Source organism: Geodermatophilus sp. URMC 62 (assembly GCF_052931475.1).
On sequence record NZ_JBRFHY010000001.1, the window covers coordinates 622,211 to 635,797 of the forward strand.

The window sequence follows — 13,587 nt, forward strand, 5'->3', positions numbered from 1 at the left end:
CCGGGGGGCCGAGCCCGGGGCTCAGTGCTCGGCCTCGATCGAGCCGTTGAGGTAGGTCCCCATCAGCACGGTGAAGACGTAGGCCTGCAGGAAGATGACCAGCAACTCGAAGAAGGTCATCACGATCGCCATCAGTGCCGAGATCGGCCCGAACACGATCGAGAAGTTGTCGCGGCTGAAGAGGTAGACCGCGCCGAGGGAGAAGACGACCAGCAGCATGTGGCCGGCGAACATGTTGGCGAAGAGCCGGACGGCCAGCGTGAAGGGCCGGACGATGAAGTTCTGCAGGATCTCGATCGGCGTGACCAGGATGTACATCGGCTTGGGCACGCCCGGCAGGAACAGGATGTCCTTGAAGTAGCGGCCTGCGCCCTGCTCACGGATGCCGATGTAGATGTAGACGACCCAGCAGATGGCGGCGAGCACGAGCGGGAACGCGAACCGCGACATGGGGGAGATCTGCGCCAGCGGCAGGATCGACATGAAGTTGTTCGCGAGGATGAAGAAGAACAGTGAGGCCAGGAACGGCGCGAAGGGGATGCCCTTCGGGCCGACGACGTCGCGGGCGATGCCGTCGCGGACGAGCGAGTAGCCGCTCTCGCCGACGAACTGCAGCTTGCCGGGGATGATCTGCGGCTTGCGGACCGTCAGCACCATGAAGACGAGCATCGCCAGGGTGGCGAACCACAGACCCAGCGTGATGCGCGTGATCTCGAAGTCGACGCCGAGCAGTGAGAACTGCGCGAGGGGCTCGGGGTAGAACTCACCGATCCCGGGAGCCTGGAACCCGTCACCCGCTGCGCCGCCCTCGGCGGCGAGGACGTGCACGTGCGCGAGGGCGCTGGAGGTCACCGTTGTCCCTTCTGCGTCCTGGGCCGGCTCCGTCGTCCGCCCGGGGTGTCGCTCTTCTCGGGTGCACCAGGGGTTGGTGGCAGCCCGCCGTACCGTTTCACGACCAGGTAGATGGCCGCCGAGATGCCGAGGAGGATCCCGACCGGCAGGAACACCCGCGTGTCCCACCACCGGTCGAGCAACCACCCGGCACCGCCCCACACGGCCATCCCGGAGATCATCGTGCCGATGACCGCATAGCCGGTCTCGGCACCGCTGCCCCGGGGGGCTTCCCGCGCAGGTCGGGGCCGAGGGGGATCCCCGCGGGCGGGGTCGTCCTCGGCCATCCCGGGGACCATATCAGCCGCGTGTCGCGGGCCCGTCCGGTCCCGGGGGCACGGTCGCCTGACCGGGTGGCGCCGGCGGTGTCACGTAGTAGAGCGGCCGGGTCCACACCCAGCGCAGCTGCACGCCGCTCCACAACAGGGCACCGACGATCACCGACCAGGCCAGGGTCAGCCGGTCGAGCCAGCCGTCCTCGGGCAGTGCGTTGAGCACGGCGAAGAGGACCAGCGCCTTGACGAAGAAGGTCCCGAGTGCCGCCGGCAGGGTGAAGGTGTCGTGGATGCGGCCGGCCCAGGCGATGACGACGCCCGAGACGACGAAGAAGGACGTGACCACCGCGGCGGCCACGAGCACACCGACCGCGTCGGTCCAGCCGCCGACCAGCCCGGCGACCAGCGCTGCGACCGTCGCGACGACCGCGGTCGCGAGGGCACCGACGCGCAGGAAGGACAGGTCCCAGCCGGGCCGCTCCGGCGGGCGGCGGGTCACGGGATCACCTGCCCGGCGCCGGTGCGGCGGACCGCGGGAGCGGTGCTGGGACGGTCCCCGGGGCCGGTGCTGGGACGGTCCGCGGGGTCGGCCGGGAGCGCGGGGGCGCGGGGAGCGCGGGTGCTCGGGTGCGCCGCTCGGCTGCGGCGCCGCTGCGCGGCGATCTCGGCGGCCCGGGCCTCCCGGGCCGCGCGCCGGGCGTGCGGGCCGAGGACGACGACGACACCCACGGCGAGCAGCACCCCGATCAGGACGAGCAGCTCCACCTTGCCGCCGGTGATGGACAGTGCCACCGCGCCGAAGGACAGGAGAGCCGCCCAGAAGTACATGGTCAGCACCGCCCGGCGGTGCGAGTGGCCGATGGCCAGGAGCCGGTGGTGCAGGTGCATCTTGTCGGGCGAGAACGGCGACTGGCCGCGCCGGGTCCGCCGGACGACGGCCAGGAGCAGGTCGACGAACGGGATGAAGAGCACCGCGATCGGCACGAGCAGGGGCAGGGTCAGCGGCAGCAGGTTCGCCGCGGAGCCCAGGGTCTGCGAGTCGGTCTGCCCGGTCGCGGACACCGCGGCCGCCGACAGCATCAGCCCGACGAGCATCGAGCCCGAGTCGCCCATGAAGATGCGCGCCGGGCTGAAGTTGTGCGGCAGGAAGCCCAGGCAGGCGCCGGCGAGCACGGCGGTGATCAGGGCCGGGGCGCTCGCCACGTCGTCGTACCCGACCCGGCCGAGGTGGTAGCTGTAGGCGAAGAAGGCCAGCGCGGCGATCGCCGAGACGCCGGCGGCCAGTCCGTCGAGGCCGTCGATGAAGTTGAGCGCGTTGACCGTGAAGACGGTCAGCAGGATGGTCGCCGGCACGCCCACGTCCGGACCCAGCGACAGGGTCCCGATGTCGGCCACGGGCAGGAACAGGAACGCCAGCTGCACCCCGATCAGCACCATCACGCCGGCAGCGGCGATCTGGCCGGTCAGCTTGGTGAGCGCGTCGAGGCCGAACTTGTCGTCGAGGACGCCGAGCAGGCAGATCAGCCCGCCGGCCACGAGCACCGCGGCGGTCTGAGAGTCGTCGAACGTGCGCTGCAGCGCCGGCAGCCGGGTGGCCACGAGCACCGCGGCGGCTACGCCCAGGTACATCGCCACCCCCCCGCCGCGCGGGGTGGGGATGACGTGCACGTCGCGCTCGCGCGGCGCGGCCATCATCCGCAGCCGGACCGCGGCGACCCGCACGACCGGGGTGGCCAGGAAGGTCACCAGCGCGGCGGTCAGCAGGACGACGGCGTACTCGCGCACGGCTCAGCCCCCACGGGGACCGCGCGGCACCCGGGCCGGGAGCGCGGCGGAGGGGCTCATCGCGACGGTGCTCCCGGGGCGAGGCGACAGGGCTGACCTCCCACGGTATCGCCACCCCTGCGTCCGGAGGCGGACCGAAGGCCCTCGGCCGGGCGCCGGGGGCCTCACTCGGTGGTCTCGGGGACGACCTCGCGGAGCCGGTCCACGGGCACCGCGCCGACCCGCAGCACCCGCGGCACGGCACCGGTGCAGTCGACGATCGTGCTGGCCGCCGACCCGGTCCGCGGGCCGCCGTCGAGGACCACCGCGGCGTGCTCGCCGAGCTGGGCGACCGCCTCCTCGGCCGTCGTCGCGGCCGGCCGGCCGGAGCGGTTGGCGCTGGAGACGGCCAGCGGACCGGTGCGGCGGAGCAGCTCGCGGGCAACGTCGTCGTCGGGCAGGCGGACGGCGACCGTGCCCTCGGCGTCGCCGAGGTCCCAGGCCAGTGACGAGGCGTGCTCGACGACGAGGGTCAGCCCACCGGGCCAGAACGCCTCGGCGAACCGGGTGGCGACCGGGGGCACGGTCAGCACCAGGCCGGCCAGGGTCGAGGCCTCCCCCACCAGCACGGGCACCGGCATGGCCCGGCCGCGGTTCTTCGCGGCGAGCAGGCCGGTGACCGCGGCGGGTGAGAAGGCGTCGGCACCGACGCCGTAGACGGTGTCGGTGGGCAGCAGGACCAGCTCGCCGCGGGCGATGGCGGCGGCCGCGGCGGCCAGGCCGGCCGCGCGCGCGTCGGGGTCGGTGCAGTCGTAGACGTCGGCCACGGGTGGTCAGTCTCGCGCGGCCCGGCGGGCGGTGGTGAAGCGGGGGCGGCCGGCGAGGTCGGGGTGGTCGGCGACGTCGGTGAAGTCGCCGGCGCCGCGCACCAGGGCGGGCAGCGCGCTCCCCTGCTGGTCGGCGTGCTCGATGCCCAGGGCGCCGCCGGGGCGCAGCAGCCGGGCGGCGGTGCGCAGCAGCCCGCGGACGACGTCGAGGCCGTCGGGACCGCCCCACAGCGCGAGCGGCGGGTCGTGGTCGGCGACCTCGCGGGGCACGCGGGCGCCGTCGGGCACGTAGGGCGGGTTGGAGACCACCAGGTCGACGACGCCGTCGAGGTCGGCCAGCAGCGCGGGGTCGGTCATGTCACCGGCGAGCACGGTCACCGGCCGGTCGCCGGCGGCGGCCCGCAGGGCGGCGTTGTGCCGCGTCCACTCCAGCGCCTGCGGGTCGCGCTCGACGGCGGTGACCTCCGCGCCGGGGTGCTCGTGCGCGAGGGACAGCGCGATGGCCCCCGACCCGCTGCCCAGGTCGACGACGACCGGCTCGTCGAGACCGGCCAGCCGGGCGAGCGCCCACTCGACGAGCTGCTCGGTCTCCGGCCGCGGCACGAACACGCCGGGGCCGACGGCGAGCTCGAGGTGGCGGAACGGCGCCCGCCCGGTCAGGTGCTGCAGCGGCACCCGCTCGCCGCGCTGGTCGAGCAGCGCGGCGAAGCGGGCGGCGGCCGCGTCGTCGACGTCGGCACGGGTGAGCAGCGCCGTCCGGGGGACGCCGAGGACGTGGGCGAGCAGCAGCTCGGCGTCCACGCGGGACGACTCGACGCCGGCGGCGGCCAGCCGCCGAGCCGCGTCGGCGAGCAGCGTGCGGGTGTTCAGGAGCCCGCCGCCAGCAGCTCGGCGGTGTGCGCGCGGGTGAGCGCGTCGATGACCGGGTCGAGCTCGCCGTCGAGGACGGCGTCGAGGTTGTGCGCCTTGAAGCCGACCCGGTGGTCGGAGATGCGGCTCTCCGGGAAGTTGTAGGTGCGCACCCGCTCGCTGCGGTCGACGGTGCGCACCTGACTGCGCCGCTGGTCGCTGGCGGTGGCCGCGGCCTCCTCGCGGGCGGCGGCCAGCAGCCGGGAGCGCAGCACGCGCAGCGCCGACTCGCGGTTCTGCAGCTGGCTCTTCTCGTTCTGCGAGCTGACCACGATGCCGGTGGGCAGGTGGGTGATGCGGACCGCCGAGTCGGTGGTGTTGACGCTCTGCCCGCCGGGTCCCGAGGAGCGGAAGACGTCGATGCGCAGGTCGTTCGGGTCGACGGTGACGTCGACCTCCTCCGCCTCGGGCAGCACCAGGACGCCGACGGCGGACGTGTGGATGCGGCCCTGCGACTCGGTGACCGGCACGCGCTGCACGCGGTGGACGCCGCCCTCGAACTTCAGCCGCGACCAGATGCCCTCGTCGGTGCGGGACTTCACCGCGATCGAGACGTCCTTGTAGCCGCCGAGCTCGGCGGGGACGGCGTCGAGCACCTCGGTGGCCCAGCCGCGCCGCTCGGCGTACCGCAGGTACATGCGCAGCAGGTCACCGGCGAACAGCGCCGACTCCGCGCCGCCCTCCCCCGCCTTGATCTCGAGGATGACGTCCTTGTCGTCGTCGGGGTCCTTCGGCAGCAGCTGTTCGCGCAGCCGGTCGGTGAGCTCCTCGATGCGGCCCTCGAGCCCGGAGGCCTCCTCGGCGAAGGAGGAGTCCTCGGCGGCCAGCTCGCGGGCGGCGGCCAGGTCGTCGCGGGCGGCGTCGAGCGCCCGCGCCGTCTCCACCACCGGCGCCAGCCGGGCGTAGCGGCGGCCCAGCCGCCGTGCGCGGCCGGGGTCGGCGTGCACGGCCGGGTCGGCCAGCTCGGTCTCCAGCGCGGCGTGCTCCTCGAGCAGCCCGCGCAGCCGGTCGGGTGCGGCGTCGGTGGGACTGCTCACGGGGACCTCTCGTGCAGGACGGGCACTTGCGCAGAAGCGCCCACGGGGGCGGACACGACGACGGCGCCCGTCCCACGCGAGGTGGGACGGGCGCCGTCGGAGGTGCTACTTGCCGGCGGTGGCGCCGCGCTTGCCGAACCGCTTCTCGAAGCGGGCCACGCGGCCACCGGTGTCGAGGATGCGCTGCTTGCCGGTGTAGAAGGGGTGGCAGGCCGAGCAGGTCTCGACGGTCAGCTGACCGCTGGGCGCGGTGCTGCGGGTGGTGAAGGTGTTCCCACACCCACAGGTCACCGTGGTGGTGTGGTAGTCGGGGTGGATACCGGGCTTCATGATGCGGGCCTCTTCCGGGACGTCGTTGCTGTCTGTCTGAACGCGGGCGGCCGACCGGTCATTCCGGCCGCTCCCCGGCCGTGGCGCGGGGCTCGGCCGACCAGTATCCCTGAGCGGCCGGGCCCCGTCGCCGGGCCCTCCTGCCCTCCCCCACCCGGGCCGGCGAGGGGTCGGGGCAGGAGGGTCCTTGCTCAGTCGAGGGCGGTGCCCGGCGTGTTCTTCTGGACCTGCATGAGGAACTCGACGTTGTTGCGCGTCTTGCGCAGCTGGCCGAGCAGCAGCTCCAGCGCCTGCTGCGGCTCGAGCGCGGCGAGCACCCGGCGCAGCTTGATGACGATGGCCAGCTCGTCGGGCGACATGAGGATCTCCTCCTTGCGCGTGCCCGACGCGTTGACGTCGACGGCAGGGAAGACCCGCTTGTCCGCCAGGCGGCGGTCGAGCTTGATCTCCGCGTTACCGGTGCCCTTGAACTCCTCGAAGATGACCGTGTCCATCGTGGAGCCGGTCTCGACCAGCGCCGAGGCGATGATGGTCAGCGAGCCGCCGTTCTCGATGTTGCGGGCGGCGCCGAGGAAGCGCTTGGGCGGGTAGAGCGCCGTGGAGTCGACACCACCGGAGAGGATGCGCCCGCTGGCGGGGGCCGCCAGGTTGTAGGCGCGGCCCAGGCGGGTGATCGAGTCAAGCAGGACGACGACGTCGTGCCCCATCTCGACCAGGCGCTTGGCCCGCTCGATGGACAGCTCCGCGACCGTGGTGTGGTCCGACGGCGGCCGGTCGAAGGTCGAGGCGATGACCTCGCCCTTCACCGAGCGCTGCATGTCGGTGACCTCCTCGGGACGCTCGTCGACGAGGACGACCATGAGGTGGCACTCGGGGTTGTTCGTCGTGATCGCGTTGGCGAGGGACTGCAGCACCATCGTCTTGCCGGCCTTGGGCGGGCTGACGATGAGCGCCCGCTGGCCCTTGCCGATCGGCATGACGAGGTCGATGACGCGGGTGGTCAGCTGGTGGGGCTCGGTCTCGAGCCGCAGCCGCTCCTGCGGGTAGAGCGGCGTCAGCTTGGTGAACTCCGGCCGGTTGCGCGCCTGCTCGGGGTCCAGGCCGTTGACCGTGTCGAGGCGGACGAGCGCGTTGTACTTGTCCTTGCGCTCCCCCTCGCGCGGCTGGCGGACCGCGCCGGTGATGGCGTCACCGCGGCGCAGGCCGTGCCGGCGCACCTGCGACAGCGAGACGTAGACGTCGTTCGGGCCGGTCAGGTACCCGGAGGTCCGGACGAACGCGTAGTTGTCGAGGACGTCGAGGATGCCGGCGACCGGCAGCAGGACGTCGTCGTCGCTGACGGTCGGCTCGGTGGGCTGGTCGAAGCGCTCGCGCCCACCCCGGCGGTTGCGGTCGCGGTAGCGGCGCCCCCGGCGGCCGCGGCCACCCTCGAAGTCGTCGTCGTCGTCCTCGCGGTCGGCGCCGCGGTCGTTGCCGCGGTCGGTGCGGTTGTCCTGCCGGGCGGCGCGGTCGGGGCGCTCGCCCCGGTCGGGGCCGCGGCCGTCCCGGCCGGCGCCGTCACGGGCGCCGTCGCGGTCGCGGCCGGCGCGCTCGGCCCGCTCGCCGTCACGGCCGCTGCCGTCACGACCACTGCCATCACGGTTGCCGTCGCGGTTGCGCTCGGCGCGCTCCCCGTCCCTGCCGCCGTCGCGCTCGGCCCGACCGCCATCCCGGCCGTTGCCGTTGCTGTCGCGGCGGCTGCGGTCGCGACGCGCCGGACGGTCGCCGTCGGTGCGGTCCTCGGTGCGGTCCTCGGTGCGGTCCTCGGTGCGGTCGTCCTGACCGTCGGTGCGTCCGCCCTCGGTCCGCTCGCCCTCGGTCCGCTCGCCCTCGGTCCGCTCCGCGGGCGGGGCGGCGGGCGTGGCAGCGGTGGCCTGCTCGGGGGCGGGGGCCGGCTCGGCGCCCGCCTCGGTGGGCGCGCCGGCGGGGCGGCTGGCCGCACGGCGGCGGCGGGGCGTGCTCCCGGCGCCGTCGGTGGTGGGCGAGGCGGTCAGCGGCCCGCCGTTGGCCCCGCCGCTGACGGGGGCCTCGAGGGGTGCGGCGGTCGCCGCGACGCCGCGCGCCGCGGGAGCACCGGCGGCCTCGGCGGTCGTGCCGTCGGCCGGGGCGCTGGGCGCCGGGGCGCTGCTGCCCGGGGCCTCGCCGCCGACCTGCCGGGCGGAGATGGCGGCGACGAGGTCGCCCTTGCGCATGCGGCCGGTGCCGGGGATGCCCAGCTCGGCCGCGAGCCGCTGGAGCTCGGGGAGCAGCATCCCGGCCAGTCCGCTGCCGCGGCGGCGGGACCGGCCCGCCGTCCCCGTGGCCGCAGCTGCCTCGCCCGCCGCGGTGCCCTCGGTGGCACCGACGGTCGCGAGGTCGGTGGTTTCGCTCACGTACAGGTCCTTCCCTGCGGTGACCTGCGCCTACCAGCGCAGGGGGTGACCCGGCGCCTGCCTGTCCGGCCGGATGACGGGACAGCGGGACAGACGGCGGATCGAGTGGGTGCGGAGCGGATTCAGCGACGACGGGTGAGAACGTCTGCATCGCCCCGCGCGAGGCTCGCCCGAGGGGGCGGCTGAGCCGAACTTTAGACTCACCCCACGGACGGGACAACACTGCTGGACGGCAGTGTGTTCCTCGTCATCGAGACGATACCCCAGGTCCCGGCGCCAGCACGTGGGCTCCGTCGCCGTCCACCTCCACGGGGTACACCTGCCACCCCGGAGGGGTGAGGGAGCTCACGTCGCGCACCACCGCGTCGCGGTCCCCGGCCCCGAGCACCAGCAGGCTCGGGCCGGCGCCGGAGACCACCGCGGCGTGCCCCGCGGCGCGCAGCCGCTCGAGCAGGTCGATCGAGCCCGGCATCGCCGCGGCCCGCTGCCGCTGGTGCAGGCGGTCCTCGGTGGCCTCGAGCAGCAGCGCCGGCTCCCGGGTCAGCGCGTGCGCCAGGAGCGCGGCCCGGCCGGCGGCGTGGGCGGCGTCGGCGTGCGGGACGACATCGGGGAGCAGCCCGCGGGCGACGTGCGTGGACAGCCGGGCCTCGGGCACCAGCACCACCGGCCGCACCTCGGGCAGGACGGCCAGTCGCGCGGCACGCGCACCGCCGTCGGTCATCCACGACAGCGTCGCCCCGCCCAGCAGGCAGGGCGCCACGTTGTCCGGGTGACCCTCGAGCTCGGTGGTCAGCCGCAGCACGGCGTCCGCGTCGACGCCGTCGACGGCGGGGCACAGCGCCCAGGCGCCGACCGCGCCGGCGACGACGGCCGCCGCCGAGGAGCCCATCCCCCGCCCCTGCGGGATGCCGTTCTCCGCGACCACCCGCAGCCCCGGTGGCGACCAGCCGAGCTCCGCACAGGCGGCGCGGAACGCACGGACCACCAGGTGCGACTCGTCGGTGGGCAGCTCCCCCGCCCCGACGCCGGACACCTCGACGCCCAGCCCGGCGTCGGCGACGGCGAACTCCAGGACGTCGTGACAGGTCAGCGCCAGGCCCGCGCAGTCGAAGGCCGGGCCGAGGTTGGCGCTGGTCGCGGGCACGCGGACCCGGACGGACGCGCCGCTCGGTCCGGCCACGTCCCGGGTCGGCCCCGTGCATGGTCCCGCCGCGAGCTCACGAGTGGTGGGGGGCAGGGGGTCCTTCGTCGACCGGAGGGGAGGACGTGGTCCTCCCATCAGAGACCCAGCTGCGCGGCGGCCGCGGCGGCGTCGACGGGCACGGTCACCGGCGTGGGGGCACCGGAGATGGCCCAGTCGGGGTCCTTGAGCCCGTTGCCGGTGACGGTGCACACGACGCGCCGTCCCGGCTCGAGCTCGCCCGCGGCGGCCACCTTGAGCAGGCCGGCCACCGACGCGGCCGACGCCGGCTCGACGAAGACCGCCTCGCTGCGGGCGAGCAGGCGGTAGGCGGCGAGGATCTCGCGGTCGGTGACGGCGTCGATCCGTCCGCCGGACTCGTCGCGCGCGGCCAGCGCCTTGGTCCAGGACGCGGGGTTGCCGATCCGGATGGCGGTGGCGATGGTGCTCGGCTGCTCGACCACCCGGCCGGTGACGATGGGTGCGGCGCCGGCGGCCTGGAAGCCCCACATCCGCGGCGTCCGGGTGGCCACGCCGTCGGCGGCGTACTCGCGGTAGCCCTGCCAGTAGGCGGTGATGTTGCCGGCGTTGCCGACCGGCAGGCAGTGCACGTCGGGGGCGTCGCCGAGGACGTCGACGATCTCGAACGACGCGGTCTTCTGCCCCTCGATGCGGTACTGGTTGACGCTGTTGACCAGGCTCACCGGGTAGTCGATGGACAACTTGCTCGCCAGGGCCAGGCAGTCGTCGAAGTTGCCCTCGACCTGCAGCAGCTTGGCGCCGTGCACCAGCGCCTGGGCCAGCTTGCCCAGCGCGATCTTGCCCGTGGGCACGAGGACGGCGCAGACGATGCCGGCCCGCGCGGCGTAGGCGGCGGCGCTCGCGCTGGTGTTGCCGGTGGAGGCGCAGATGACCGCCTGGGCGCCCTCCTCCACGGCCTTGGTGATAGCCATGGTCATGCCGCGGTCCTTGAACGACCCGGTCGGGTTGGCGCCCTCGACCTTGAGGAACACCTCGCAGCCGGTCCGCCGCGACAGCTCGACCGCGGGCACCAGCGGGGTCGCCCCCTCGTGCAGCGTCACCACCGGCGTCGTGTCGCTGACCGGCAGCCGCGACCGGTATGCCTCGATCAGCCCGGGCCAGACCGGCGAGACGGCCCCGCGCAGCGTCCCCGTCATGACAGACCCTCCACCCTCAGCACGCTCGTGACCCCGCGGACGGCGGGGACCTCCCGCAGTGCGGCGATCGTCGCCGACAGCGCCGCGTCCGGGGCGCTGTGCGTGACGATGACCAGTGTGGCCGCGTCGCCGTGCCCGTCCTGGCGGACGGTGGCGATGCTGACCTCGTGCCGGGCGAACTCCGTGGCCACGGTCGCCAGCACGCCGGGGACGTCGGCGACGTCGAGGCTGACGTGGTAGCGCGTCGGCGTCTCGGCGATCGGCCGCGCCGGCAGGTCGGCGTAGGCGCTGGGCCCGGCCCCGGCGGCGCCGGACACCCGGTTGCGGGCGACGGCGACCAGGTCGCCGAGAACGGCGCTGGCGGTGGGCTCGCCGCCCGCGCCCTGACCGTAGAACATCAGCTGCCCGGCGGCCTCGGCCTCGACGAAGACGGCGTTGAAGGCCCCGCCCACGGCGGCCAGCGGGTGACTGGTGGGGATCATCGCCGGGTGCACGCGGACGGCCACCGAGTCGCCGTCCTCCCCCGCCACCCGCTCACAGATGGCCAGCAGCTTGACCGTGCAGCCGATCTCGGCGGCGCGGGCGACGTCGGTGGCGGTGACCGCGGAGATGCCCTCGCGGTGCACGTCGGCGGCGGTGACGGCGCTGTGGAAGGCCAGCGACGCCAGGATGGCGCCCTTGGCGGCGGCGTCGAACCCGTCGACGTCGGCGGTCGGGTCGGCCTCGGCGTAGCCGAGCTCGGTGGCCTCGGCCAGCGCCTCGCTGAACCCGGCGCCGGTCTCGGCCATGCGGGAGAGGATGTAGTTGGTCGTGCCGTTGACGATGCCGACGACGCGGCGGATCTGGTCGCCGGCCAGCGACTCGCGCAGCGGGCGCAGCAGCGGGATCGCGCCGGCCACCGCCGCCTCGTAGTACAGGTCGACCCCGGCCTTGGCCGCCGCGGCGTGCAGCGCGACGCCGTCCTCGGCCAGCAGCGCCTTGTTGGCGCTGACCACCGACTTGCCGGCCTCGACGGCGGCGAGGATCAGCGAGCGGGCCGGCTCGATGCCGCCGATGACCTCCACGACGAGGTCGACGTCGTCACGGGTGACCAGCCCGTGCGCGTCGGTGGTGAGCATCGCGGCGGGCACCCCGGGGTGCCGGTCGGGCCGGCGGACGGCGACGCCGACGACCTCGACGGGCCGGCCGACCCGGGCGGTGAGGTCGTCGGCCTGCTCCTCGACCAGCCGCAGCACGGCGCTGCCGACGGTGCCGCAGCCGAGCAGGGCGACCTTCAGGGGTGTCACGGCTGTACTCCTACGCCGACTCTCGAGCTCGTCGGCCGAGCTCCCACGGCGTGCTCGGGGGCGGGCTGGGACGGGGCGGGGGGCGCGGGCGTGCCCGCGAGGACGGCGTCCAGGGCGAAGACGTCGGCCAGTGTCTGGCGCCGCACGATCTCGGTGGCGGCGCCGTCCCGGACGGCCACCACCGGCGGCTTGAGCAGGTAGTTGTAGTTGCTGGCCATCGACCAGCAGTAGGCGCCGGTGGCCGCGACGGCGAGCAGGTCGCCGGGCTGCACGTCCGACGGCAGCCACAGGTCGCGCACCAGCACGTCGCCGCTCTCGCAGTGCTTGCCGACGACGCGGCACAGCGCCGGCGGCGCCTCGGAGGTGCGGTTGGCCAGCACGCAGGTGTAGCTCGCGTCGTAGAGGGCGGTGCGGATGTTGTCGCTCATCCCGCCGTCGACGGAGACGTAGTTGCGCACCTGCGGCGCGCCGTGGCCGCCGCTGCCGAGGCGGACCGGCTTGATGGTGCCGATCTCGTAGAGGGTCACCGTGCCGGGCCCGGCGATGGCCCGCCCGGGCTCGACGGCCAGCCGCGGCACCGGCAGGTCCAGTGCCGCGCACTCCGCGGCGACCACCGCACGCAGCCGGCCGGCGACGTCGGCGGGGGTCACCGGGTCGTCGTCGGAGAGGTAGGCGATGCCGAAGCCGCCGCCGAGGTTGAGCTCCTCGAGCACCTCGCCGGTGGCCTGCTGCACCTGGCCCACGAGGCCGACGACCCGGTGCGCGGCGGCCTCGAAGCCCGCGGTGTCGAAGATCTGCGAGCCGATGTGGCTGTGCAGCCCCGACAGGCGCAGCGCGGGCTCCCGGATGACGCGCACGGCGGCGGTCAGCGCGTCACCGGTGGCCAGGGAGAACCCGAACTTCTGGTCCTCGTGCGCGGTGGCGATGAACTCGTGGGTGTGCGCCTCGATGCCCACGGTGGTGCGCACCAGCACCGGCACGGGCGTGCCGCCGGCGGCCACCCGGGCGGCGGCCATCGGCACCAGCCGGTCGATCTCGTCGAAGGAGTCGAGGACGACGTGGCCGATGCCGGCGTCGACGGCCAGCTGCAGCTCGAGCGGCGACTTGTTGTTGCCGTGCAGGGCGATCCGCTGCGCCGGGAAGCCTGCGGCCAGCGCGACGGCGAGCTCGTTGCCGCTGCAGGCGTCCAGGTGCAGGCCGTCGTCGGCGATCCAGCGGGCCACCTGGCCGCAGAGGAACGCCTTGGAGGCGTAGTGGACGTCGGCGCCGTCGAACGCGGTGGCGAAGTCGGCGGCGCGGCCGCGGAAGTCGTCCTCGTCGAGGACGAACAGCGGGGTGCCGTGGGCGCGGGCCAGCTCGGTCACCGGCCGGCCGCCCAGGTGCAGCTCGCCGTCGACGCGGCGGGCCGAGCGCGGCCACACCTGCGGGTCGAGCGCGCCGAGGTCCTCCGGCGGGAGGCCGACCGACGGCGGCGGGGTCATGCCCCCGTGCAGCGGACC

The 13,587-nt window shown here is 74.7% G+C and carries 13 protein-coding genes; all 13 read right to left on the bottom strand.

The genetic code is table 11. The features are described 5' to 3' along the window. Positions 1-21: 21 nt before the first annotated feature. Positions 22-852, bottom strand: a complete 831-nt coding sequence (gene atpB, locus ACU616_RS02920) for a F0F1 ATP synthase subunit A (protein ID WP_446756994.1) — start codon at positions 850-852, stop codon at positions 22-24. Beyond that, positions 849-1,178, bottom strand: coding sequence for an AtpZ/AtpI family protein (locus tag ACU616_RS02925; RefSeq protein ID WP_446756995.1), 330 nt, complete (start codon positions 1,176-1,178; stop codon positions 849-851). The genes atpB and ACU616_RS02925 overlap by 4 nt, the downstream gene beginning before the upstream one ends. A 13-nt stretch (positions 1,179-1,191) precedes the next feature. Continuing rightward, complete coding sequence (locus ACU616_RS02930) at positions 1,192-1,665, bottom strand: hypothetical protein (RefSeq protein WP_446756996.1); 474 nt, start codon at positions 1,663-1,665, stop codon at positions 1,192-1,194. Beyond that, positions 1,662-2,951 (bottom strand): glycosyltransferase family 4 protein, encoded by a 1,290-nt coding sequence (locus tag ACU616_RS02935; protein ID WP_446756997.1) that lies wholly within the window; start codon positions 2,949-2,951, stop codon positions 1,662-1,664. The genes ACU616_RS02930 and ACU616_RS02935 overlap by 4 nt, the downstream gene beginning before the upstream one ends. Before the next feature lie 164 nt (positions 2,952-3,115). Beyond that, positions 3,116-3,757, bottom strand: a complete 642-nt coding sequence (locus tag ACU616_RS02940; RefSeq protein ID WP_446756998.1) for an L-threonylcarbamoyladenylate synthase — start codon at positions 3,755-3,757, stop codon at positions 3,116-3,118. A 6-nt stretch (positions 3,758-3,763) separates the two neighbouring features. Further along, positions 3,764-4,627 (bottom strand): peptide chain release factor N(5)-glutamine methyltransferase, encoded by an 864-nt coding sequence (gene prmC / locus ACU616_RS02945; RefSeq protein WP_446761446.1) that lies wholly within the window; start codon positions 4,625-4,627, stop codon positions 3,764-3,766. Further along, positions 4,624-5,703 carry a peptide chain release factor 1 gene (gene prfA / locus ACU616_RS02950; RefSeq protein ID WP_446756999.1) on the bottom strand — a complete coding sequence of 360 codons (1,080 nt, stop codon included), beginning with the start codon at positions 5,701-5,703 and terminating at the stop codon, positions 4,624-4,626. The genes prmC and prfA overlap by 4 nt, the downstream gene beginning before the upstream one ends. 105 nt (positions 5,704-5,808) lie before the next feature. After that, entirely contained in the window at positions 5,809-6,033 is a 225-nt protein-coding gene (gene rpmE, locus ACU616_RS02955; RefSeq protein ID WP_446757000.1) for a 50S ribosomal protein L31, read from the bottom strand. Positions 6,034-6,224: 191 nt separating this feature from the next. Further along, complete coding sequence (gene rho / locus ACU616_RS02960; RefSeq protein ID WP_446757001.1) at positions 6,225-8,444, bottom strand: transcription termination factor Rho; 2,220 nt, start codon at positions 8,442-8,444, stop codon at positions 6,225-6,227. Between the two features lie 247 nt (positions 8,445-8,691). Next, positions 8,692-9,588, bottom strand: a complete 897-nt coding sequence (thrB, locus tag ACU616_RS02965; protein WP_446757002.1) for a homoserine kinase — start codon at positions 9,586-9,588, stop codon at positions 8,692-8,694. Positions 9,589-9,722: 134 nt separating this feature from the next. Beyond that, positions 9,723-10,802, bottom strand: a complete 1,080-nt coding sequence (thrC, locus tag ACU616_RS02970; protein ID WP_446757003.1) for a threonine synthase — start codon at positions 10,800-10,802, stop codon at positions 9,723-9,725. Then, on the bottom strand, positions 10,799-12,088 hold the full coding sequence (locus ACU616_RS02975; protein ID WP_446757004.1) for a homoserine dehydrogenase: 1,290 nt from the start codon (positions 12,086-12,088) through the stop codon (positions 10,799-10,801). Before ACU616_RS02975 ends, thrC begins: the two co-directional genes overlap by 4 nt. Next, positions 12,085-13,569 carry a diaminopimelate decarboxylase gene (gene lysA / locus ACU616_RS02980; RefSeq protein ID WP_446757005.1) on the bottom strand — a complete coding sequence of 495 codons (1,485 nt, stop codon included), beginning with the start codon at positions 13,567-13,569 and terminating at the stop codon, positions 12,085-12,087. Before lysA ends, ACU616_RS02975 begins: the two co-directional genes overlap by 4 nt. Positions 13,570-13,587 lie beyond the last annotated feature (18 nt).

Coding starts and splice junctions, on each gene's coding strand:
- rpmE (WP_446757000.1), bottom strand. CDS start 6,033: ATGAAGCCCGGTATCCACCCCGACTACCACACCACCACGGTGACCTGT.
- thrC (WP_446757003.1), bottom strand. CDS start 10,802: ATGACGGGGACGCTGCGCGGGGCCGTCTCGCCGGTCTGGCCCGGGCTG.
- lysA (WP_446757005.1), bottom strand. CDS start 13,569: ATGACCCCGCCGCCGTCGGTCGGCCTCCCGCCGGAGGACCTCGGCGCG.
- ACU616_RS02925 (WP_446756995.1), bottom strand. CDS start 1,178: ATGGCCGAGGACGACCCCGCCCGCGGGGATCCCCCTCGGCCCCGACCT.